Source organism: Pseudarthrobacter sp. MDT1-22 (genome assembly GCF_054511035.1).
The window spans coordinates 1-22,926 of the sequence record NZ_JBTNDK010000031.1; the positions used below are offsets into that span (position 1 = coordinate 1).

The 22,926-nt window shown below is 65.0% G+C and carries 20 protein-coding genes and 2 pseudogenes; 9 read left to right on the forward strand and 13 right to left on the reverse strand.

What is annotated here, in order from left to right; all coding sequences use genetic code 11:
- Positions 1-87: 87 nt before the first annotated feature.
- The 5 genes from ACX80M_RS18150 to hisC form a co-directional block, all read right to left on the reverse strand.
- Entirely contained in the window at positions 88-456 is a 369-nt protein-coding gene (locus ACX80M_RS18150) for a hypothetical protein (protein WP_459310112.1), read from the reverse strand.
- Positions 457-679: 223 nt separating this feature from the next.
- Positions 680-1,306, reverse strand: coding sequence for a hypothetical protein (locus ACX80M_RS18155; protein WP_459310113.1), 627 nt, complete (start codon positions 1,304-1,306; stop codon positions 680-682).
- A 3-nt stretch (positions 1,307-1,309) separates the two neighbouring features.
- Complete coding sequence (locus ACX80M_RS18160) at positions 1,310-2,362, reverse strand: DUF262 domain-containing protein (RefSeq protein WP_459310114.1); 1,053 nt, start codon at positions 2,360-2,362, stop codon at positions 1,310-1,312.
- Positions 2,363-3,174: 812 nt separating this feature from the next.
- Complete coding sequence (locus tag ACX80M_RS18165; RefSeq protein WP_459310115.1) at positions 3,175-4,587, reverse strand: amino acid permease; 1,413 nt, start codon at positions 4,585-4,587, stop codon at positions 3,175-3,177.
- Between the two features lie 55 nt (positions 4,588-4,642).
- Positions 4,643-5,740: a histidinol-phosphate transaminase gene (gene hisC, locus ACX80M_RS18170; protein WP_252608677.1), complete on the reverse strand. Its 1,098-nt coding sequence runs from the start codon at positions 5,738-5,740 to the stop codon at positions 4,643-4,645.
- A gap of 93 nt (positions 5,741-5,833) precedes the next feature.
- Between hisC and ACX80M_RS18175 the strand changes: the two genes are divergently transcribed.
- On the forward strand, positions 5,834-6,337 hold the full coding sequence (locus ACX80M_RS18175) for an Lrp/AsnC family transcriptional regulator (RefSeq protein WP_252608681.1): 504 nt from the start codon (positions 5,834-5,836) through the stop codon (positions 6,335-6,337).
- A 120-nt stretch (positions 6,338-6,457) separates the two neighbouring features.
- The gene (locus ACX80M_RS18180; protein ID WP_459310116.1) at positions 6,458-8,131 is read left to right on the forward strand and encodes a thiamine pyrophosphate-binding protein; all 1,674 of its coding nucleotides are present in this window, start codon (positions 6,458-6,460) and stop codon (positions 8,129-8,131) included.
- 103 nt (positions 8,132-8,234) lie between these two features.
- Here the strand turns inward: ACX80M_RS18180 and ACX80M_RS18185 are convergent, their stop codons facing one another.
- Positions 8,235-8,522, reverse strand: coding sequence for a hypothetical protein (locus ACX80M_RS18185; RefSeq protein ID WP_252599264.1), 288 nt, complete (start codon positions 8,520-8,522; stop codon positions 8,235-8,237).
- 276 nt (positions 8,523-8,798) lie between these two features.
- On the opposite strand from ACX80M_RS18185, the gene ACX80M_RS18190 reads away from it, so the two are divergent.
- Together ACX80M_RS18190 and ACX80M_RS18195 are read left to right on the forward strand one after the other, a co-directional pair.
- Positions 8,799-9,116, forward strand: coding sequence for a hypothetical protein (locus ACX80M_RS18190; RefSeq protein WP_252608686.1), 318 nt, complete (start codon positions 8,799-8,801; stop codon positions 9,114-9,116).
- A 323-nt stretch (positions 9,117-9,439) separates the two neighbouring features.
- A complete protein-coding gene (locus ACX80M_RS18195; RefSeq protein ID WP_252608689.1) occupies positions 9,440-10,474 on the forward strand; it encodes an AAA family ATPase in 1,035 nt (344 codons plus the stop codon).
- A 206-nt stretch (positions 10,475-10,680) separates the two neighbouring features.
- On the opposite strand, the gene ACX80M_RS18200 is transcribed toward ACX80M_RS18195, so the two are convergent.
- Positions 10,681-12,501: a calcineurin-like phosphoesterase C-terminal domain-containing protein gene (locus ACX80M_RS18200; RefSeq protein WP_252608692.1), complete on the reverse strand. Its 1,821-nt coding sequence runs from the start codon at positions 12,499-12,501 to the stop codon at positions 10,681-10,683.
- 299 nt (positions 12,502-12,800) lie between these two features.
- Here ACX80M_RS18200 and ACX80M_RS18205 point away from each other — a divergent pair, with 299 nt between their 5' ends.
- Both ACX80M_RS18205 and ACX80M_RS18210 read left to right on the forward strand, forming a co-directional pair.
- Positions 12,801-13,805 carry a bile acid:sodium symporter family protein gene (locus ACX80M_RS18205; protein ID WP_459310117.1) on the forward strand — a complete coding sequence of 335 codons (1,005 nt, stop codon included), beginning with the start codon at positions 12,801-12,803 and terminating at the stop codon, positions 13,803-13,805.
- A gap of 347 nt (positions 13,806-14,152) precedes the next feature.
- On the forward strand, positions 14,153-15,106 hold the full coding sequence (locus ACX80M_RS18210) for a lipid kinase (RefSeq protein ID WP_252608698.1): 954 nt from the start codon (positions 14,153-14,155) through the stop codon (positions 15,104-15,106).
- Here ACX80M_RS18210 and ACX80M_RS18215 read toward each other — a convergent pair.
- Positions 15,103-16,128, reverse strand: a complete 1,026-nt coding sequence (locus ACX80M_RS18215) for a DUF808 domain-containing protein (protein ID WP_252608701.1) — start codon at positions 16,126-16,128, stop codon at positions 15,103-15,105. The two genes, ACX80M_RS18210 and ACX80M_RS18215, sit on opposite strands and share 4 nt — an antisense overlap.
- A gap of 238 nt (positions 16,129-16,366) precedes the next feature.
- On the opposite strand from ACX80M_RS18215, the gene ACX80M_RS18220 reads away from it, so the two are divergent.
- The gene (locus ACX80M_RS18220) at positions 16,367-17,434 is read left to right on the forward strand and encodes a glycerophosphodiester phosphodiesterase family protein (RefSeq protein ID WP_252608704.1); all 1,068 of its coding nucleotides are present in this window, start codon (positions 16,367-16,369) and stop codon (positions 17,432-17,434) included.
- A gap of 50 nt (positions 17,435-17,484) precedes the next feature.
- Here the strand turns inward: ACX80M_RS18220 and ACX80M_RS18225 are convergent, their stop codons facing one another.
- From ACX80M_RS18225 to ACX80M_RS18235, 3 genes and pseudogenes are all read right to left on the reverse strand, one after another.
- A complete protein-coding gene (locus ACX80M_RS18225; protein ID WP_252599270.1) occupies positions 17,485-18,846 on the reverse strand; it encodes an MFS transporter in 1,362 nt (453 codons plus the stop codon).
- A 133-nt stretch (positions 18,847-18,979) separates the two neighbouring features.
- Complete coding sequence (locus ACX80M_RS18230; RefSeq protein ID WP_252608706.1) at positions 18,980-19,411, reverse strand: ester cyclase; 432 nt, start codon at positions 19,409-19,411, stop codon at positions 18,980-18,982.
- A gap of 140 nt (positions 19,412-19,551) precedes the next feature.
- Positions 19,552-20,224 (reverse strand): annotated as a pseudogene (locus tag ACX80M_RS18235) (hypothetical protein).
- Positions 20,225-20,342: 118 nt separating this feature from the next.
- On the opposite strand from ACX80M_RS18235, the gene ACX80M_RS18240 reads away from it, so the two are divergent.
- Positions 20,343-21,098 carry an ArsR/SmtB family transcription factor gene (locus ACX80M_RS18240; protein WP_252608709.1) on the forward strand — a complete coding sequence of 252 codons (756 nt, stop codon included), beginning with the start codon at positions 20,343-20,345 and terminating at the stop codon, positions 21,096-21,098.
- Positions 21,099-21,125: 27 nt separating this feature from the next.
- Here ACX80M_RS18240 and ACX80M_RS18245 read toward each other — a convergent pair whose 3' ends face one another.
- The gene (locus tag ACX80M_RS18245) at positions 21,126-22,379 is read right to left on the reverse strand and encodes a type II toxin-antitoxin system HipA family toxin (RefSeq protein ID WP_252608712.1); all 1,254 of its coding nucleotides are present in this window, start codon (positions 22,377-22,379) and stop codon (positions 21,126-21,128) included.
- Complete coding sequence (locus tag ACX80M_RS18250) at positions 22,376-22,633, reverse strand: helix-turn-helix transcriptional regulator (protein WP_252573733.1); 258 nt, start codon at positions 22,631-22,633, stop codon at positions 22,376-22,378. Before ACX80M_RS18250 ends, ACX80M_RS18245 begins: the two co-directional genes overlap by 4 nt.
- Positions 22,634-22,770: 137 nt before the next feature.
- Here ACX80M_RS18250 and ACX80M_RS18255 point away from each other — a divergent pair.
- Positions 22,771-22,899 (forward strand): annotated as a pseudogene (locus ACX80M_RS18255) (serine hydrolase); the annotation flags it as partial.
- Between the last annotated feature and the right edge of the window lie 27 nt (positions 22,900-22,926).

Here is a 22,926-nt window from a genome sequence, read left to right on the forward strand (position 1 = left end):
CACCAGCGCAACGGCATCAGCCTTGAACTCATCGGAATAGGTTGGTCGAGCAGACATGGGCACAATCCTTTCAAACTGTGTCTCACATCAGTAGTACACCTCACTGAGCTTGGTGGTGGGGCGGCGCAGGTTGCGGCGTTTAAGCTTGTCCGGGCGGTGGAGGGACTGGAGCTGTGTGGGACCGGGTGCGATGCGGTCTGTGATGTTCAGTTCCTGGAGGAGCCTGTTCGCGAGGGCGACGCGGTCGGTAGGTTTGGCTGCGGAGAGGGCCCGCCGGACGGCCTCGGCCACGTGGCGGGAGAGGATATCTGGGGACTCTTCGTCTTCAATGTCCGCGAAGGCTGGCTGGATTCCCCGTTCTCGACTAAGCAGTCCGCCAAGTGCATCGGTGGTGAGAAGTTCGTACAAGCCTTCGGGCAGATGCTCAGCCGCCACTCCCCCAATGAAATCAGTCACTGCGCCAGGCTAGCGGACGAACAGCGCAGAGCAATCGCGAACTGCCACTGCGTCGCGAATGCATGACGACCAGAGAAGAGACGGAGCCATTCGATGTCAACGTTTCGGCCTCGGCGCAGAGGCTACCAAAGGCTCCTGGCGCACGTCGCTCTCCGCGCGCCACTCGTCGACCTGTCATGGGCGAAGTCGACCAAGCTCGAACCATCAATCGGCTCCAGACGGCCTAATTAAGTGCAGCCCCTGCAACTGCCCGGCACCCGTCGAGAAGATCAATGAAGTGCTCGACCCCCTGACGCTTAGCCCGCAGGTGGGATTTCAGATCTGGATGTGCCAGGGCGCCGAAACGGCGCAACTTTGCAACGTTCTCGCTCGTCTTGTGGGCGACGAAGTTCCTACACGCGCGTATTTCTTGAAGCGGGTTTGCAATGGATCCAGTGCCAACGGCAACGGAAACCACGCCGATTCCGTTCATGATCGTTATCCGGTTAGGCACCTGAAGGGCACGGATGACCGATCCTAGAACTTGCGTGCTGTGCCAGGTGGGCTCGCTGTAGGAACCGCAATGCCCCTGTGTCTTGAGGTAAGCCAGGGCTTGCACTTCACTAACGGGGACAGTTGGAGTGTAGAGGTTTCCAGCAAGCCCCAATACTGGGCCGGAACACGACGTCAGAACCGCGTCTCGAAGAAAACGACCCCAAGCGTCCCAAAGTGCGACGAGACAACCGTCTTCCAACGGGGTGCTCGCAAAAGTATTCAGACCGGCAAGGCCCGAAGCGGCGCATGAATGGAACGACGCTTCGATTACGTCCGTCTCATCAACGAATCGGTTCAAGACAGCTTGCATGCCCATCGCTCAGGAGAGCCTACCGGAGAGCGCTTCGCAGAATAGGTTGAAGCGAACTTGTCGAGAACGCATTCGTTGAGTCGAAGTCTTAGCTTCAGCGAACGATGGGACCGGTGCACTTTCGATATCTTCAGCACTCAGACTCTCGTTCAGCTGCCCCAACCCATATTTAATCGACTCGGTGTCTCCTTGCAGCAGCTCATTCTGCACACCGTCCAAAGAGAGCCTGCCGGGCGGCAAGTCGCCATGAGTGTGGAGTACAGCCGCGAACAACATGGAGAAATGCGGGCGTTGTGCGAGTGGTGAGCCCTCGAGTCCTTCCAAAAGCTGTGCCGCTTCTCGAAGCCGGAGTTCAACGAGCGCGCGAGCAGGAAAGTCCTTTTCACTCCAGGTCGCCGTCTTCTTATAGAACCTTGTGATCCGTGCCTCGCCGCCGTCAGTAACTCCGTCGACGAAGTAGCTGATCAATTCTGCTACCAACGACTGATCCAGCATCCTGACTCGCTGCCGTGCGCTCATTACCCCCACCTCCCAAAGATATGAGGAGTATTCGACCACGGACTTCACGAGCTCACTGAACGCATTCTCATAAGATGCATTGCGCAGTTCCGCTTCGTTCACTGGCACGGTATAGGAGTTTATTCGGATGAAGACCTCAAGTACGTCTTCGTCGGATGCACCAAGAAGTTGCTCACAGGTGAGCTTGTAGTTGAGAAAAGTATCCTTCTCTTCGGGCTCGAGAGTCTTGTAAGTCTTGCCCTCAAAAGCGGGGGACTTACTGCCTATTGTCAGTTTGCTGTCTGCAAATTGAAAGATTGTCCGTAGGCGCTGTTGACCGTCGACCACATCCCGCAGCGTGCGTCGTGTATCCCTGTCAACGGTGGTTCGAAAGAGCAACTTCGGGACGGGATATCCGTTGAGGATGGAATCAATAAGATAGGACTTCGCTGGTGTTGACCAGACACTCCCTCGCTGGAACTTCGGATTGAGATCGACCTCGCCATCCGTCTGCCATTTCAAGATTTCCGCGATCGTGTAGGTCTGTGGTTCGCTTCCCAGCATCGTTCATCCTCATGTCCATGTTAGGCCAGTTAGTACTGACCACCGGCCGCGCCCGACAGGTCCGATATCGGCAGTCCATTTTTTGTTCGGGGCCAGAGGTCCCACAGCTGAATGCTATCTCAATGCAGCAGACCAATAATGACAAACGGCAATCAGGCATGACGATAAATAAAACGGGCACTATGGACGACTGCGCATTTCTTTCGTGTGGTATCCAAAAATGCCCGTGCTTCTCCACAAGGCTCAGTCCCTAGGGCTCTGCGGTAACAAGCTGGCCCTAAAGCTCAGGAATCTGGGCCTCCAGCTGCTTCTGCTTACGAAACGCAACGCGGTCCCCCACCCACCCCTTGCTGTTGATCCTGAACGCAACGAAACCGTTTAGGTAAACCGTTTGCGTAACGCGCCAGACACAAGTAAGCCAGCACCCGCAGGCACCCTCAGGGAGGAGGAACAGTGGTCACCATCCGCGATGTCGCCCCGACACACCTCCGTGACCGGGCTCCTCGCCCCCCATGGTGTCCGACGCCCTCGCCTCCCAGGTCATGCAGGGCGTCGAGGAGGAAGCCCAGGAACGCGGCTACACCGTGATGCTGGGCCGCACCGGCGCCAAGTCCGCCCACATCGCCGGCTACCTCCGCACCGTGCGCACCTACCGGGCCGCCGGCGTCATCCTCATCTCCGCGGTGATCACCCCGGAGACCCGGCAGCTGCTGGGGCCCAACGTCCAAACAGGACTGGAGGGCGCGCCCGGCCAGGCTGGACGCGCCCTCCGCGTGCAGCGAACCCACGAAGTGGTTCGCTATGCCTGTGGTTCAGTCGATGAGCACCGGCTGCTTGGCACCCTGCGAAGATTCCACAACGGGCGAAACCTTTCCCGACCGGTGATGCAGCCAGTTCGCCACCGCCAGAAGTGCCACCAGACCGAAGGTGCTCAGGAGCTGGGGGCGGGAATCCTCGCCGATGAAGCCGACTGTGAAGATCGCCGCGAGGATGACCAGACCGACCACCGTGAGCCATGGGAAGCCGGGCATCCGCAGAGGGAGTTCCGTCCTCTCGCGGTCGGCACGGAGTCGCAGCGCGAGCTGGGCAAGGAGCGCGGACGTCCACACCAGCAGGCAGGTCGAACCCACAATGTTGAGCAGGACGGGCAGGACCTTCTCGGGGAAAGCCAGCTCCAGCACAACCGTGAAAACGCCGAAAGCGACGCTGGCCAGGACTGCGACAACCGGAACCCGGGCCTTGGACACCGAAGCAAGCAGGCGAGGGGCTTCACCCCGCTCGGCGAGGGAGTACGCCATCCGTGAGGCGCCGTAAAGGTTGGCGTTGAGGGCGGAGAGCAGTGCTGCGACGGCCACCAGCGTGATGGCGGTGGCCGCACCGGGCATGCCCGCGGCGTCCAGCACCGCGGCAAACGGGCTCTTCAGCCCCGCCGAACCCACGGGAACCACCGCCGCGATCACGAAGATCGCACCGATGTAGAAGACCAGGATGCGCCACAGAACCGTCCGGACCGCTGTCCGCACGCTGCGGGCTGGCTCCGCGGTCTCAGCCGCCGCCACGGACACGATCTCGGTGCCGCCGAATGCGAACGCCACCACGAAGAGTGCCGTGGCAATCCCGGCGAATCCGCTCGGTGCGAATCCGGCGCCGGTGAAGTTGGCCAGGCCCGGCGACTGCACGCCCGGCAGCCAGCCGAAGAGCAGGGCCGCGCCCACCAGGAGGAACCCGACGATTGCTGCCACCTTGAGCAGGGCGAACCAGAACTCGAACTCGCCGAAGTTCTTCACGCTGGTGAGGTTCACAGCGGTGAGCACCACGATGAACACGAAGGCCATCAGCCACACCGGCAGCGCCGGGAAAATGGTGGACAGCAGACCCGCCGCACCGAGCGCTTCGGCCGCGATAACCACCACCAACTGCAGCCACCAAAGCCAGCCCACCGTGGCACCGGCCACCGGCCCGTAGGCCTTGGCGGTATAGACGGAGAAGGCGCCGCTGTCCGGATTCGCGGCGGCCATCTCGCCGAGGGCCCACATCACCAGGATGATGAGGGTGCCGGCCACGAGGTAGGAGATCAGCACGGCCGGCCCGGCGGCCTGGATGCCGGCGCCGGAGCCGATGAAGAGGCCCGCGCCGATGGCGCTTCCGAGCCCCATCATGGTGAGCTGGCGGGGTTTGAGTGCCGCGCCCAGTGCGCGGCCAGACGTCTTTGTCTGTTGTTCCATGGGGAGTCCTCTGGTTTGTAGGTGGAACGGATTGAATTTCAGGTCAGTCGATTTGTCAGGCAGCGTGGGCTTCGAGCAGCCGGAGCACGCGGTCGTTCGAGGCGGGATCGGCAACGGTGATCCGCACGCCGTCGCCCTGGTACGCCCGGACCAGGATGCTGGCGCTGTCGAACGCGTCCACCAGCCTCGCGCAGAGATCGTCATCCGCACGGATCCACAGGAAATTGCCCTGGCTCGGCTGCAGGTTCCAGCCCCGGGCTTCGAGCTGCGCGGCCATGCGGCCGCGCTCCTGCTTGACCTCGGCCACCCTGGCTTCCATCTCCTCCCCGGCGTCCAGCGAAGCGATGGCCGCCTTCTGGGCCAGCGCGCTCACGGAGAAGGGAAGGGCGGTCCGGCGCAGTCCCTCGGCGATGGCCGGCGCCGCCACGGCGTATCCCACGCGCAGGCCGGCGAGTCCGTAGGCCTTCGAGAAGGTGCGCAGGATGCCGACGTTCGGGTACTGGCGGTAGAGGGCCAGGGAATCGGGGCCGCTGCCCGCTTCGGCGTATTCCACATAGGCCTCATCGATCACCACGAGGATGTCGGAGCGGACAGTTCGCAGGAAGGCCTCGATGCGTTCGTGGCTGATCGGCACGCCCGTCGGATTGTTGGGGGTGCAGAGCAGGATCACCTTGGTGCGGGCAGTGACGGCTGCCGCCATGGCATCGAGGTCGTGGCCCTCAGCGCCGTCCAGCGGGATGCGGACCGGCCGCGCGCCTGCCAGCTCAACCAGGATGGGGTAGGCCTCGAAGGAGCGCCACGCGAAGATCACCTCATCGCCGGCGTCGCACAGTCCGGTGATGATCTGCTGGAGGACGCCGACGCTGCCCGGTCCCACCGCAATCTCCCCCGCGGTGACGCCGAAGTGGCGCGCAATCCTTTCGCGGAGCTCGACGGCGGCCGAGTCAGGGTAGCGGTTCATGGTGCCGGCCGCTTCGGCCACCGCAGCGGCAGCAGCGGGCAGTGGCTCGTAGTGGCTTTCGTTGCTGGCGAGGGCTGCGATGTCCATGCCGGCGCTGCGCCGGCCCGGGACGTAGGGCGGGAGGCCGGCCACCGCGCCGCGAACGGTGGGAAGTGCGGTTTCCGGTGCAGTCAGGAGCTGATCACGGGTCATGAGGACCGATCATGGTTGTGACCCTGCCCACATTGCAAGATACCCTCAACGCATTGGGACTTCTGCTCAACTTCTACTGACTGTGGTGAAAATATGACCATCCAGAACTCTCGCACTCTGGATTCCCTCGACGGCAGGATCATCCTGGCCCTAGACAAGGACCCGGAAGCCAGCGCCCTGGCACTCTCGCGGACGCTCGGCGTCGCACGGAATACGGTCCACGCCAGGCTGGCACGGCTCGAGCGCAGCGGCGCCCTCCGCTCCTTCAGCCGGAGACTGGATCCCGCCGCGCTTGGCTATGACCTCATGGCTTTCCTCTCACTGTCCATCAGCCAGACCCGGACAGGTGCGGTGGAAGACGGGCTCGCCGCGATTCCGGAGGTCATCGAGGTGCACGCCACCACCGGGGACGCGGACCTCATGGCCAAGGTGGTGGCACGCAGTACGGCCGATCTCTACCGCATCACCAACCAGATCCTGGAAATCGAGGGGATCCAACGGACCAGCACGGCCATTTCCGTGCTGGAACTCATGCCGCCCCGCTACGACGGCCTCCTGAGCCGGCTCTCGGAGCAGGAATCCCGCCCTTCGACCTAAGTGCGGGTGATGCACGCCACAAGTGCGCAAATTTTCACTTCTGGCTGCCTTCTATTGCCAAATATCCCAATCGAACTCGACTCTCTTGCCTATCTGTTGACCAGCGCACAAGATTCCTGCATGACTTCACTTACCGTCTCCGGCCGCGTGGCACAGGTTCTCAGCAGCTATCTCAGCGATGTGTTCGGCGTTATGGGCAACGGAAACGTCTACTTCCTGGACGCCGCGGAAAAGCTGGGCCTCCGATTCTCCCCCGTCCGCCATGAAGGCGCCGCCATCGCCGCGGCCGACGCCTACTACCGAACGTCAGGACGTCTCGCAGCGGGCACCACCACCTACGGCCCCGGCTACACCAATGCACTCACCGCCCTCGCGGAGGCGGTCCAGGCACAAATCCCCGTCGTGCTGGTCACCGGGGACGCTCCGAGCACTGGCGCCCGGCCCCAGGACGTGGACCAGGCGGCAATCGCGGCGGGCCTCGGCGCGGCGACCTTCACCGTCACCCGCGAAGCCGCGGGCTCCATCACGCGGCAGGCAGTGGAGTACGCACTGACCAAGCGGACCGCCGTCGTGATTGCCATCCCCTACGACCTCGCGGCACTCGAGGCAGCGGACGAAGAGCTTTCCGAGCCGCCGGCACCGGCGGTGAGTGACGACGTCGACGGCGGCCTTGGGCAGGTAGCCCGCCTGCTCGCAGGGGCGAAACGGCCGCTGATCCTCGCCGGCCGCGGTGCGCATCTCGCCGGAGCCGGTCCGGAGCTCCGCGAGCTCGCCGACCGCCTCGGCGCACTGACCGCCGGAACCGCCCTGGCGCTCAACCTCCTCAAAGGCGAGGGGTACCTGGGCGTCGCGGGCGGTTTCGGCACCGACACCGCGGCCGGGCTCATGGGTGGGGCCGACGTGGTCCTCGTGGCCGGGGCAAGCCTGAGCCCCTTCACCATGCGGTTCGGGCACCTGCTCGGCCCGGACAGCACCGTCATCCAGATCGATGCCGCCCTGCAGCCGACGCACCCCCGGGTGGATACGTTCGTCAGCGCGGACGTGAAGTCTGCTGCGGGACACATCCTGAGGATGCTGGATGGCCTGGCCTCGCCGGACCCCAGCCGCGCAGAAGGCTGGCGCGCGGAAGCCCGCAACCGCCTGGCCGAAGGACCGGCCCACCACCCAGGCTCCGACGAGACCCCGGACGGCCGGCTGGACCCGCGCTCCCTGGCCACAGCATTGGACGCCGTGCTGCCGGAGCGCCGCACGGTGGTCCAGGACGGCGGGCACTTCGTCGGCTGGGCACCCATGTACTGGCGCATCCCCAGGCCCCAGGACCTGGTCATGGTGGGGACCGCCTACCAGGCCATCGGGCTCGGCCTTGCCAGCGCCGTCGGGGCAGCCCGCGCAGTGGACGACGGCCGCACCCTGGTGCTGGCCTCCGGCGACGGCGGTTTCCTGATGGGCCTGTCCGATCTCGAATCGCTCATTGGTGCGGCAAGCAGCGCCGTCGTCGTGATCTACAACGATGCCGCCTACGGAGCCGAAATCCACCAGGACGGCTCCCAGGGTCTGACCGAAAAGCCCATGCTGATCCCCGAGGTGGACTTCAGCGGCATCGCCCGCGCGCTCGGTGCCGAGTCGGCGATCATCCACTCACTGGCGGACCTTGCCGCACTCACGGATTGGATCGATGCCGGCGCCAAGGGAACCTTCGTGGCCGACTGCCGCATCACGTCGAGCGTCCGGGCCCCATGGCTGAGCGAATGGATGGAGGCCTCGAGGGCGGCGAAGGCGGCAGTGGCGGGCTAACTGCCCGGATGGCACGAAAAAGGAGGCCGATGACGACACCCAGTGTCGCCGTCGGCCTCCTTTGATGCCCGGCGGTGGTGCTATCCCCGCAGGGCGCTGGACCCTAGGCCGCCGTCGGAAGCGTTACGTAGCTGCCCTCGATGACGCTGGCGGCAACAACGGGAGTGCCGTCCACTGTGACATAGCTGCCACGGGTGCTGGGGGGCAGGTTTCGGGCACCGGCGACGGTGACATAGCTGCCCTCGACGCCGGCGGGGACGCTGCCGGCGGGGAGAGTCACGTAGCTGCCGCCGCGTACTGCGGTGTCAGCGACAGTGATCCCGGTAGCGGTCTTGAGGGTGGTTTCGGTGGTGGATGAGGATGTTGCGGGGCGTTGGGTCAGCAATGTCATGGGTTCTCCTTGGCGTTTCAGGATGAGGGCCATTCGGGTTCTTGTGCCGCTCAAGCAGGAGGGCGGTTGCGCGTTGTGTCGCTTGCCCCGCTGGCCCGGGTATGTTCACCGGTGCGGCACTCGAGGGCTACGATGGCCTGTACCTAACTTTACGTCTTATCGTGAGCTACTCAAAATAACGTGGGAAGGCTCACGTTTACGCAAGGCGGCTGTTCGCCATCCGATGCGGGGACTAGTCTGATCCGCATCAACGTCCACCGCCGTCAAGGAGCCGTCATGGCCGGGTTTGTGCAGATCATCGAATTCAAGACGTCCCGTATCAAGGAGATTGAAGAACTGGGCCGTCCCTCAAGAACCGAGGGGAGCGCTCCGGCCACGTTCCGCCGGATTGTTGCCACGGCGGACAGGGACCACCCGGGCACCTACTTCACCATCGTCGACTTCGAATCCTTTGAGTCGGCGATGGAGAACTCCGGCCGGCCGGAAACGGCGGAGTTCGCTGCCAAAATGGCGGAACTGTGCGACGGACCCGTGATCTTCCACAATCTGGATGTCATGTGGGAGGACACCGGAGACGGCGCGGATAAGGGCTAGGAGCCTGGCGCCGCCGTCGTACCTCGCTAAGGCCCCGGAGGCATCATGGCTTCGGACAGCGAAAAGCCCCGGCACATTTGAACTGTTCCCGGGATCATTGCCGTAGCTATTCTTGGAGCCGATCTGGCCGTCCTGGCCTTGATGACGTGCTCTACCTTGTCGGCCTGGGCCGCTTCCCGGCCTGCAACTTCTGCCTCATCCTTGGTGCCGTAGTCAACACCGAAAGCACGGCCAGTGCCTGCATGAGTACTACGACCAAAAGGGAGTTGATACTGGTGAGGCCAACCCCATCCCGGTGGGGAATCGAGTACTACAGTGGATGCATGGCTGCCAGCCGCAATCCGCTTGACGACCTGCGCGAAACCGTCGGCCATCTGACCGATCAGCTCAGGCTGCACGGTTCGGAGCGCGTTGATGATCTGGTCGGCGATCTCATCGGTGGGAGGCCCGGGCCGGCCCGGCCGCTGTCCGAGCTGCAGGCCGAGCTCGACGCCCTGGTCGGGCTGGAGACCGTGAAGGAACAGGTGCGGGCCCTCGTCGCACTGCTTCAGGTCCAGGCCCGCCGTAAGACGCATGGCCTGCCGGAGGTGGCCACATCACAGCATCTGGTGTTCCTCGGAAACCCGGGCACGGGCAAGACCACCGTGGCGCGGCTCCTGGCCGAGATGTACCGCGCGGTCGGTCTGCTGCAGAAAGGCCACCTGGTCGAGGTCGACCGTTCGGGCCTGGTGGGGCAGTACGTCGGCGCGACCGCCATTAAGACGGACCGGGTGATCCGGCGTGCGCTGGACGGCGTCCTGTTCATCGACGAGGCCTACGCGCTGGCCCCGGAGGACGGCCGGATGGACTTCGGCCCCGAGGCGATCGAGGTCCTGCTCAAGCGGATGGAGGACCACCGCCACCGCCTGGTCGTGATCGTGGCCGGGTACCCGCGGCTGATGGAGTCCTTCTTGCTCTCGAACCCCGGACTGCGCTCCCGGTTCGCCCGCGAGATCACGTTCCCCGACTACTCCGTCGACGCACTCCAGACGATCTTCCACCAGATGCTGGCCCAGCACGAGTACATGCTGGAGCCGGGTGCGGACCAGGTGCTGCGCCGCATCTTTACCGGACTTCACGCGGGCGAGGACTCCGGCAACGCCCGGTTCGCCCGCACGCTGTTCGAGCAGGCGATCAACCGCCAGGCGCTGCGGCTGTCGCTCGACGAGGAACAAAGTCTCGACGCGCTCGATCGTGAGGCCGTCATGACGCTCACCGCGGACGACATCGTCGAGGCAGCGCTGGCCTTGGGCGAGGAGCCGGAGCCGGAGCCGACGCCGGAACCGGAGCGGTCACGCTGGTGGCGCTGGCTGGCGTGACCGGATCGCTAGGGCCCTGGACCCCACCCCGGTCACAAACAGCGCCACCGCGGCTTCGCGCTACTCCTCAGACAACGAACTGCCCTTAACATGAAACTGCTCCCCGTAAGTTAGAACTGAATTTTCAGTCCAAATTTCGGGGAGCAGTTCAATCCTCGTGCCAGGGCCTTTCCCTGTCCGCCAAGCAGCGGAACTGCTGAGAGTCGTTAGCCAGCAACCTGGAACGTCAGGGTCTCCGTGAAGATCCGGCCGTACACGTCCGTGGCGGTGACAGTTGCGGTGTGCTCGCCCGCGGCGAGGTCGTTGGGTACTTCCAGCCGCCACAGGTGCATCATGCGGTCGGCCAGGCTTCCGCCGTTGACCAGCTGCTCCTGAACAGCAACCGGGTCGGAGTATTCAGCGCCGACCAGCTGGCCTTCGCCCTGCATCTGCTGCGTGCGGACCGCCTCAACCGTCTCGCCGCCGTCGAGCTGTACCTTCACCGTGGATCCGGTGCTGCCCATCCAGAAGTTGGTGGTCAGCCAGGTGCTGTTGGCTAGGTCGTCGCGGGAGACCGTCAGCGGGTCGGCGAATGCGGGGGCGCTGCCCTTCTTGGCTAGGTTCTGGGCGTACCAGTCGCGGTAGCGCGGCGTGTTCAGGCCCAGTGACATCTGCAGTGATTCGTCCTCGCCGCGGACGGTGAAGCGCTCCTGGAACTCGGTGTTCTTGATGTCCAGCGTCAGCACGCCCGGCAGGCCGCCGTCGCGCTGGTATGCGAGCGGGTAGCCTTCGGCGGTCTGGCGTCCGGAGTACCAGTCGCCGGAGATGGCGCCGGCGGTGATGTGGGTGAACGGCAGGGCGTCGATGCCGAACAGCTCGGACCAGCCCGCCAGCGAGTCGCCTTCGCGGAGGTTCTCGATGCTGTGGGTGTGTCCGCCCAGTGCGACCACTTCGCGGCCTTCGAGGATCTTGTAGACCTCCTTGACCTGCTCCACCTGGTGCTTGCTGCTGCCCTGGTCGGCGTAGTCCAGCAGCGGGATGTGGGCGGCCAGGACGATCAACTGGTTCTTCGGCACCTGGGCGATGTCATTGCGGAGCCATTCAAGCTGCTGCTCATCCAGCGAACCGGTGTAGTCGCCCTTGGCTGCCGGAAGCTTGGTGGGGAATTCCACAGTGTTCAGGGCGACGACGTGGGCCTTGCCGGCGTCGTAGGAGTAGTATTCCGGACCGAGCTGGGCCTTGAACGTGTCGAACGTGTGCTCGCTGCTGGTGGCGTCGAAATCAAGGTCGTGGTTGCCGGGCAGGAAACGGGCCGGGCCGTTCAGCATGCCTGACAGCTCACGGGTCTGCGGGTACAACGAGAGGTCATCGCCCACCACGTCGCCGATGAACAAGGCGCCGCAGCCAGCGTAGTCCGTGCGCGCGGCCAGGTCGGCGAAGGCGCCGGTACGGGCGTATTCCACCTCGTCCTGGTCGTAGGTCTGGACGTCGCCGCCGATGACGCAGTGCTGCTCAGGCGATTGAGTCAGGCCGCTCTTGGCCAGCGGGAAGTTCACCTGGTCCGGCAGCGGTCCGGTGGGCTCGATGCCCCCGAACTTCAGCTCCGGGGAACCCGCGGGCAGGTGGTGGTAGAAGAACTGGGCCACGTTGTCCGCATCCACCGGAACCTGGTAGCCGCGGGGCTGGGTCACGGACACGGTCATGTTGTCGAACGCCGGCAGCTCGTAGCGGCCCTGGCTGTCGGTCTTCGTGACGTCACGCCCGTTTGATAGGGTCACCCCGGTCAGACCGCGCTCGTTGCCGTCCTGCACGGAGTCCTGGTCCGCGTCCACAAAGGCGACGCCGTCTATCACCTGCTGGTTCTCGTCAGGCCCCGCCACTACATTGACGCTGCCGCGGTAGGCCGAGTCGGCCCAGTCGCTGGGCTCGGCGGCGTTGCCGGTGGAAGCGTTCAGAAGGGAGGCCGCGGCAATGACGGCCAGGGTGCCGGCGGTCAAGGCCAACGGCCGGGCAGGATGGAGCTTGGACGGTCTGGCAATCAAGTACACGAAGATCCTCCGGGTCGAGTGAATGCTGCCGGCCGTTCTAGCCGGCGCATCCACCCTCACAGGGCCGGGTAAACGGTCACCAACGGGTAAGCCACGGGAAGGGGACAGGCACGTAACCACTCGTCGGGGTAACGGGCGACGGCGGCACTCACGCGGGTGCCGCCGTCGTCGATTTGGTCCTTCCCCGGCTCCATCCGGCAAGGCACCCCGCACAGTACAGAGCTGCTGACCAGCACTTTTCCCCGTCATCAACCCGGCTGATTCCGAAACAGAACTCTCATTGTGATACTCAGGTAGGCATGTCTTCATCATCCGCACCCTCAACTACGGCTTCCGCTGCCGAAGAACGCAGCGCCCGCGTGGCCGTCACCCTGTTTCCCCTGCTGATCCTGGCCGGAGGCGCCGTGGCGCTTGCCGCCCCGGACGCCTTTACCGGGCTGGCGCCGTGGATCAACCCGCTGCTGGGAATAATCATGTTCGGCATGGGCCTTACGCTCACGCCGCCTGACTTCGCCATCATTGCGAAGCGCCCCGTTCCGGTGGTGATCGGCGTGGTGGCGCAGTACGCCATCATGCCGTTCCTCGGCTTGCTGATCGCCATGGCACTGTACCTGCCGCCGGCGCTGGCCGCCGGCGTCATCCTGGTGGGCTGCTGCCCCGGCGGCACTGCCTCCAACGTGGTGTCCTACCTGGCAAAGGGCGACGTCGCCCTGTCCGTGGCAATGACCACTGTTTCTACCCTCATTGCTCCGCTGCTGACCCCTGTGCTGGCACTCTGGCTGGCCGGCCAGTACATGCCGGTGAACGCCGGCTCCATGGCGTGGTCCATTGTCCAGATCGTGCTGCTCCCCGTACTGCTGGGACTTGTGATCCGGCTCTTCCTGCCCCGGCTCGTCAACAAGGCACTGCCCGCCCTTCCGTGGATTTCGGTCATTGCCATCACCATCGTGGTGATCGCGGTAGTTTCAGGGAGTGCAAAGGCCATCTTCTCCGCCGGCCTGCTGGTCCTCGCAGCCGTGATCCTGCACAACGCCCTCGGATACGCCCTCGGATACGGCGCGGCCCGTCTGTTCAGGCTGCCGATTCCTTCCAGGCGCACCACAGCGATCGAGGTCGGCATGCAGAATTCCGGCCTGGCAGCGGGGCTGGCACGGCAGTACCTGACTCCTGAAGCGGCCCTCCCCGGCGCTATCTTCTCCGTCTGGCACAACGTTTCCGGTGCCGTGCTGGCCGCCTACTGGCGCCGCCGCAGCACTCCTGCTCCGCGCCAGGGCGGCCATGTTCCGGCGGCAGTCACCGAGTAACTGCACAACGAGGCGGCCACACCACGGGGCCGCCCGGCTCACCCGGCGTACCCTGAACCCATGGCAGCCGACGGCAGTTCTCTATGCATCCTGGGACGCGTGAAGTCGGTCTACGAGAACCTTCCGCTGCCGCCGGCCGTTGTGGCAGCGATGGCCCTCGATTTCCTCTTTGCCAGGCTCCGTCCCCTGCCGCTTCCCGGCCCCCGCTCCGTTCACAGAATAAAGGTGCCGCGGTACCTTGGGTTCCCCCACAAGCAGGTTCCTTCGGCTGGAACTCAGTCGCCGCCGTCGTACTCCTCCGCCGGCACCATAGGAAACGCACAGGTCCGGCGCCTAACATGGCCCACATGAAATCTGCCCGGGACGCACGCTCTGCCGCCGTGGTGATCAACGCCGGATCACGCCGAGGGGCGGCACACGAACTTGCCGTGGACACGATGCGAAAGGCAGGCGTGCCGGTCTCCGCCGTGCACCATGTGCACTCGGGGGCAGACCTGGCCGGGACGCTTGATCGGGTGCTTGCGGACGGGCACGACCTGGTGGTTGTCGGCGGCGGCGACGGGACTGTGTCCTACGCCGCCGGCCGGGTTGCCGGCACCAACGTTGTGCTCGGCGTTCTTCCGCTGGGCACCGCCAACGACTTCGCCCGTACGCTGGAGATACCCAACAACCTTGCCGAGGCCTGCGCCACCATCGCCGACGGGAAAGTAGTGGACATCGACCTCGGCCGGGCCAACGGTGAGCCCTTCCTCAACGTCGCGTCCGTGGGCCTGTCGGTGGCTGTCACCGAAGCTCTCAGCCCCCGCCTGAAGCGGTACATCGGGCCATTGGCCTACAGCATCGCCACGCTAACGGCTTATGCCCGGCACAAGGCGTTCCGGGCCCGTCTCGAGTTCCCCGACGGGGACCACGAGCCGATGGAACTCGACAGCCTGCTTCAGGTGGCCGTCGGCAATGGCCGGCATTACGGCGGCGGCAACACGGTCTCCCCCACGGCAGGGATCGACGACCACACCCTCGACATCTACGCCATCCTGGCGGGACCGCTCCGGGAGCATGTGAGTATCGCGCGGTTGCTCAAGGACGGAAGCTTCATCAAACACGACCGGGTGTACCACCTGACCACCAGACGTGTCCGGCTGGTCACCGACCAGCCGCTGCCGGTGAACCTCGACGGCGAGATCGCGACCACCACGCCAACCGACTTCACCGTCCAGCGCAACGCCGTCCACGTCGTGGTGCCCCAGAGCAGCACCAGCGCGTTGTTCGACGGACCGGGCGCCGCGCCGCCGATTGGCTAGGAGGCCGGATCCTCGTCACGTTTCGTCGGCCGATAGCCGGCAAGTTCGGCGCGGATGTCGCCCTCCTCGTGCCCGCCCTTCTTTTTGCCGAACGGCAGCGCGTTGAGCAGCGGATGCACGATCGCCATCACGACGAGGCCCCAAGCGAGTCCGATGACGGCCGAGCACAAGGTATTGACGAGCCAGGCCAGGAAGCCGCCCACAACAGCGATCCCGGCGAAGGGGTGCTCGAGGACATGGACCAGGTCATAGGGTGCGTGCCAGCCGAGGTCGTGTGCACCCTGCAGCATGATGTGGCCACCCACCCAGAGCATGGCGATTGTCCCGATAAAGGTTATCCCGGCCAGCACGGCGGGCATCCCCTTGACGAGCAGCTCACCGGTGCGCTGGGAGCCGGCGGAATCTTTGGCGGCCAGGTGCATCCCGATGTCGTCCATCTTGACGATGAGTGCGACGGCCCCGTAGACGGCCACCGTGATCACCAGGGCCACGACCACCAGGATAATCGCCCGGGACAACAAGGAATCCTGGGCCACCTCGTTCATGGAGATGACCATGATCTCGCAGGAGAGGATGAAGTCGGTAGTGATGGCGCCCTTGATGACTTTGGCCTCGGCCTCCGGACCGCGTTCAACCGCCGGCGCGTCTTCCTCCGCGGTGTGGTGGCCGCGGAGCTTGTGCCAGACCTTCTCGGCGCCCTCGTAGCAGAGGTACGTGCCGCCCGCCATGAGGATGAACGGGATGGCCCATGGGACGAAGGCGCTGATGAGCAGCAGTGCCGGCAGGATGATCAACAGCTTGTTTCGGAGCGAGCCCCAGAAGATTTTCTTGATCATCGGCAGTTCGCGGGACGGGTCCGCGCCGGACACGTACTGCGGGGTGACGGCGGCGTCGTCGATGACCACGCCGGCGGCCTTGACCCCCGCTTTGGCGGCTCCGGCCGCGACGTCGTCCACCGAGGCGGCGGCTATGCGGGCCAGGGCTGCGACGTCGTCGAGCAGGGCGACGAGACCGCCGCTCACAGATCGGCCCCGAGATGCTCGAGGGCGGACGGCTGAGTGTGGATACCTAGGTCAAGGCGCGAGATTGGCATGCTCCGAGTCTATTGCGGCGGACAGCCGGCCGAACAACCCCGTGTAACCTCCGCTCCGCGTTAACCTCCCCTCCAACTCAAGGCCCCACGCGCGCCACCTGCCCTCCCTAGCGTGGATGGGTCACCGGCCATCTGCCGGTCCCCGTCACCCCAGGAGGAAACCACTCATGCGCCCAGTCCTGACTGCAGCGGCAGCCGCCGCACTGATCGCCGCCCTGGCGAGCCCCGGCGTCGCCGCCCCGGAGAACGAAGCCGGCACGCCGTCGTCGAACGCTGCCGGAACCGCCACGTCCGCGATCAAGGTGAACGAGCGCAACGGCTCCTTCGATCTGCAGAGCCACCGCGGCGGCCGCGGCGAATGGACCGAGGAGTCCCTGGCAGCGTTCGCGAACTCCCTGGCCCTGGGCGTGAGCACCCTGGAGCTGGACACGCACCTGACCGAGGACGGCAAGGTCATCGTGTGGCACGACGACACCATCCAGGCCAACAAGTGCGTGGACACCGCACCCGCCACCGCCAATGACCCTGAGTTCCCCTACGTGGGCGACCGGGTGGCCGGGCTGTCACTCGCGCAGGTCAAGACGCTCAACTGCGGCTTCGTGCAGCTGCCCGGCTACCCGGCGCAGGACGTCATCGAGGGCAACCGGATCGCCGAGCTCAAGGACGTCTACCAGCTGGTCCGCGACACCGACGCCGCCAAGGTCCGCTTCAACGTGGAGACCAAGGTGGAGAACAGCGAGGTGGGCGGCGCCGGGATGGAAGCGCTCACCAAGGCCGTGGTGGCCGAGATCGAGGCCTCCGGCATGGCGGACCGGACCACCCTGCAGTCCTTCGACTGGTCCTCGCTGAACCTCACCAACGAGATCGCGCCCGAACTCCCGCTGGTGGCGCTCTCCAGCGGCGACGCCTGGATGGGCGTGGGCCAGCCCGGCGCGAGCCCCAATCTAGGCGGCATCGACATCGACGACTACGATGGTTCCCTCCCCAAGGCAGCGGCCGCGCAGGGGTACGACGTCGTCTCCCCCACGTTCCGCTCCGTCACCCCCGCGATGATCGCCGAAGCCCACGAACTGGGCCTGCCCGTCATCCCGTGGACCGTGAACACCACCGCGGACATGGAGCGCCTGATGGCCCTCGGCGTGGACGGCATCATCACCGATTACCCCACCCGCCTGCGCACCCTCATGGAGGAACGCGGCCTGAAGCTGCCCAAGGCGTACGAGGTTAAGGGCTAGGCTCCCTGGCTTGGAGTTCGCGGCCGGGCGGCAGCTTTTCGAAGCTGCAGCTAAGCGCCCTTCCGCTGCCACGCCACCGCCAACGCCAGCACCACGGCGCCCAGCCCCAGCATCACCAGAACCATCAGTCCCCAGTTCGACTGGTTCACCCCGGGCCCGTACAGCACACCGATCAGTACCGTTGCTGTGATGGCGCCAAGGTAGCGGCAGGTCTGGAAAATGCCGGCCGCCACTCCCCTCTCCTCCGGCCGGGCGGACACGTACAGGCCCTGGTTCGACGCCGTGCTCACCACCCCGTAAGGCACACCCATCAATGCGGTCAGCACAAACACCAAGGGCGGCCACAGGGACACCGTCAACGCCCCCAGTCCGCCCGAGGCAACCAGCAGGATCAGCGCACCGGCGATCAACACCGAACGCACGCCGAACCGCTCAATCAGCCGTACCGTCACCGGGGTGACCAGCACGGACATCGCCGCCAGGGGCAGCATCAGCAAGCCCACCAGTCCGGCGTCGTAATGTCCTGCCTCCTGCAGCAGCTGCGGCAGGCCGAAGAACGCAAAGTAGTAGACGCCGCTGAAGACGACGAACACGAGATACACCAGCAGCAGCGGCCGGTTCCGGCCCAGCAGCCGCAAGTCGAGGAACGGCGGGCGGAAGCGCAGCTCCCGCCACGCGAACAGCGCGGCAATGACGGTTGCGGCGCCGAGGAGCCACCAGCGGTATCCCGGCATCACGTTCAGCAGCGCCATCATCGCGAGCATCAGCGAGGCGACGAAGGCCAGGATGCCGGGGATGTCGGAGTCACGGATCAGGGTTGAGAGCTTCCCGGTTTCGCGGCCGGCATCGGCCGGCGCCGCCCGGTGCACCACAATCAGCGCCAGCAGCGCGAGCGGCACGTTGACGGCGAACAGCGCCTGCCAGCCCAGCAGGCTCACCAGCAATCCGCCGACGACGGGTCCCACCGCGGCCGCCGACGTGTTCGCCATCTGGATCCGGCCCAGCGGGCGGGTGGAGGGCAGCTTCGCCAGGCGGCTCAGTTCGGTGACCATCACGACGGCGGACGGGTACGCCGTCGCGGTCCCCACGGCCATGAGCGCGCGGGCCACGCAAACCAGCGCGAAGTTGGGCGCAAACGGAGCCAGCGCACACGTCACCGCCACCAGGGCCATTCCGAACGTGAACAGGCGGCGCGGCCCGAAGCGGTCCGCGAGCCTGCCCATGAGCGGCTGCCCGGCTGCGGACGCGAGGTAGAACGAGGTGATCACCCAAGTGACGGTGGCGACGTCGAGCGCGAAATCCTCCCGCAGGACCACCAGCGCGACGGCGATCATGGACGAGTTCAGCGGGTTCAGGGAGGTGCCGAGGCTGAGCGCAGCGATCGCGAGGCCGGGACGGGGTTTGTTCGTCACGCCCCTAAGTCTGGTGCATCGTTGCCTTGGGTCACGGACCTACTCCGGGGCGTGCGGCGAGTCGAGCTCGCCCCAAACCGGCGAAAGGCTCACCACCCCCTGGGCGCCGGCGCTGGCCAGCCTCGTGCCCCGGTCACATCCCGGGCATCAGCCCAAGCTGCCCCATCAGTGCGGCAACATCCGGGTGGGCGCGGAACGAGGTGATCTTTCCGTCGGTGACGGAGGCGAAATAGGTTCCTGTTCCCACTACGGATTTGCCAGTGGCCGGAATTTCCTGGTCCCCCATCCGCACCGGCCCGGTGTTCGTGCCGGTGAACTCCACTTCCGCCGCCACCTCGTCATCACTGATCACCCGCCGGGTGGCCCGGATGCGCATATCCGGAAACGCCATGAACCAGGTGTCCATGTAGGCCCGGACCTGCTCCCGCGTGCGGAACGGCTCGGGGGCCATCACGTCCGTAAAAGTGAAATCATCGGCCAGCAGGTCGGCGAACGCCGCCGTATCGTGCTGGTCCCAGGCCGCCATTCCGCGGTCGTCAAGCTGCTCTACTTCGGCGCGTGACATCACACATCTCCTCCTTGAAATGTCCTGATGCGCCTCATGTTAGACCGCTGGAACCCGTAGTCAATGGTTAGTTACTACCTGGGCGCAGGTCAGTCGAATGGCGCCCGCTCCCAACCCTGGTACCGCCGTCGTACTCTCCCTTATTCCGGGGCGTGTGGTGCGTTCAGTTCGCCGGCAATCTTTACTTCCAGCGCCGCTACCGTGGCCTCGGGCAGGACGATGAGACCGTCCAGTTCCCGCCGGGCGCGCTTGTATGCGGTCTGCCGTTCGGCAGGTGTCGCCGCGTTGTCGGAGGCGATGTTGAGCAGCTTCCTGGCCGTTGCCAGCCGCTGGCGTTCGGGCCCCGTGAAGTTGCTGTCCTTGGTCCGCTTGGCTTCCCGCTCGGCGACGTCGAACGCCAGCTCGGAAGCTGTGCACGGCCGCCCGGTATTCCGTCAGCCGGGCGGCCGTCGTAATCTCCTCCGGCTTGGCCGGCCGCAAACCGTCGGCCTCCCGCTTGGCCCGGAGGAAGGCGACCGTCAGGGGTTCGCGCACATCCGTCATGACCGGGAAATCGATAAGTTTCCCCACGTCGAGCTCGTAGTCCAGCCACCGCCGGTTCACGGCATCATGCGCTGCCACCAGGGCGGCGACCTGGGCCTGGCTGGCTTGTTCCGCCTGGACCGCCTGGTTCTTGAGCTTGTACAGCTCCAGACGGCGACGGTGCCGGCGTTCGCTGGCCTTGGAGCACTGCCTTGCCCACCCTCCGGCCATTCCGCCGAGAGGGAAGACGAGCCACCAGTAGTGGCGAAGGAAGTCAAAGAATTGGTCCACGGATTCATCGTCCCACCTGCGCCCGCCCACTGACACGCATTTCCCGAGTCATGTGCTTATGGGAAACGACTTCTAAAACCCGTTGACATGTGACTAAATGGTCACCTATTCTTGAGCCGTGGACGCCGTATTCAAGGCCCTCGCCGACCCCACCCGCCGGGACCTGCTCGATGAGCTCTTCCGGGAAGACGGGCAGACCCTTCACGCGCTCGAGGCGCACTTCGAGATGACCCGCTATGGGGTCATGAAGCACCTCAAGCTGCTGGAGGAAGCCGGCCTGGTGGTCACCCGCCGTCGGGGCCGCGAGAAACTCCATTTCCTCAATCCGGTGCCCATCCGCCTGGTCCACGACCGCTGGGTCAGCAAATATGCACAACCATGGGCCGCTGCCCTCAGCGACCTCAAAACCAGATTGGAAAGTCCCATGGAAAAGATCTTCGAAATCTATATCAAGACCACTCCGGAGCGGCTCTGGGAAGCCATTACGGACAGCGAGATCCGCAGCAAGTACCAGTTCGGCAACAGCATCAAATCGGACTGGACCACGGGCAGCCGCTTCGAAATGGGCAACCCGAAGGCGGACGGAGCGCTCCTGGGCGAGGGCGAAAACATTGAAGTTGTTCCCCCGCGCCGCCTGGTCCAGACCATGCGCGCCCTGTGGGGCGAGGACGTGAAGGCCGAAGGCACCTCACGCATCACCTGGGAAATCGAACCGGTGGGCGATTCCTGCCACCTCACCGTCACCCACGACCAGCTCCGCGAAGGCGCCAACGAACAGCTCTACGGCGGCTGGCCGATGATCCTCTCCGGCCTCAAAACCTGGCTGGAAACCGGCGAAAAGCTCACCACGCCCGGCTCCCTCATGTACACCTGAGGCGACCGACGGCGGCACCTGGACCGGTTACAGCTGCCTGCGCGCCGTGCTTCCGGCAATGAGATCTTCTGCACGAGCAGCCACGAGGGCGGGCAGGTGCGCGAGGCGCTGGGGAACGGACGCATGAGCCTCCGCCGCCGCAACGAGGATGCCCGTCACGCCGGAGCGGGCTTCCTCGACGTCCATCCCCCAACTGCCAGCCTCCCTCACAAGATGGTCCAGGGTGATGTAGTTCAGCCGGGCCTGACCGGCCACTGAATGCCCTGCATTGGAGCTGCGCGCATAGAGCAGCAGCGTTGGCGCGACGTCATACAGGGGCGCTAACTGCACCTCGCCCGTTTCCCGGATAAGCACCGAGTAGTTCTTGGAATGGGCGTCGCCGTTGCCGATAAGGACATTGAAAGCCACAGCCTTCAACAACTCACTCTTGAAAGCCGCAGCATTTCGGCTGTGCGGCGACGCGACCGCAGCCACTTGCGCGAGGCGTGACGGTGCCGCGGTCGACTGATCGTACTTTGCCGCAGACGCAATCCCCAGAACCTGCGTGAAGTCTTCCTGATGAATCCGCTTGTGGTCCTCGGTTCGGTCATAGCGTTCCACTACCAGGGCATCCCGGGTGCCGAACGTCTCCATCCGTGTCCGTGCCGCACGAAGGCCTGCCGCCCTGGCCAGCTCAAGCGCCCAATGTTCGGCCGCCAGCAAGTCCGGAATCGGTGAATCAAGCGGGTCGGGTTTGATGATGTGCGTGGAGGCGGCGCCCCGGGCCGGCCAATACCAGCCACTGTCGCCTGACGACAAGCTGCTGGACAACAGGACCTTGGACTGGACACCGCCAAGGGACGTGGTGATGGCGAAGTCCTCAGGGAGGTCCCAAGTGGGGAGGGACTCGACGGCGGCCACGACTTCCTGCTCGGTCATCGGCAGCAGTTCTCCCCCCTCCTCGGGATCCACGCCGTCGGGAAGGACCTGCACGGCGCCGGCACAGTCAGCGCCCACCGCCGCGAGCAACGCTTTGATGTCCGTGGAAGCAACGCCGTGCAGGTCGGCCAGGTGCGCACGAACCTGACCTTCCGGGAGGAGTCCATCGAAGAAGTTCAGCACTGCCGGACCGTTGATGGCTTTGGACTGCAACGGCAAGGACAACGAGAGCAGGGCAGCGCCGGCACCGTACTCAGCTACAAGGTCCGGGAGGTATCCAAGCCGCGGACGCAACGACGTTCCCGTGAGCCAGGCAATCCGCCGGCCATGCAGCCAGACGGCCAGCCGCTCATTCCGCCTCACTGCTTGACGTCCAAACGTGAAAACCGCGGAATAAGGGCAATGTCCCGCTCAAGGGCCCGCACCGCCGCGATGGCCGTCTCCAAAGAAACATTCTCGCCCTGTTCCAGGCGGACGATGGTGTGACGGCTCGCGTTGATGAGCTCGGCCAAGCCGCTCTGCGTCAGCTTCCGCTCCTGACGGGCGCTACGGACCGAAGCGCCAAAGGATTTCGAATCCATGGCACGGAAGAACGGAGTTTCAGCCGGATGTTCCATATATTCACCATAACAGGCATGAGAAACAAATGGTGAAGATAGTGAACATTCGTAGCTATTTCTGATATGTTCACGATCTTCACCGGCGGGGCACCCAAACCGGGAGAAGAAGAGATTGCGCGACCGCCAACTGATCGCCGGGCGCCGCGATCGCCGTCGTCCGGGACGGTGTCCAGGTGCACTCCGCAGCATTTGGACGCGCCGACGACTCCGGGCGCCCGATGACCGCCCAGACGCCAATGCTGCTAGCCTCCACCAGCAAGTCTCGAATCACTGGCCCAAAACGTGGCTTC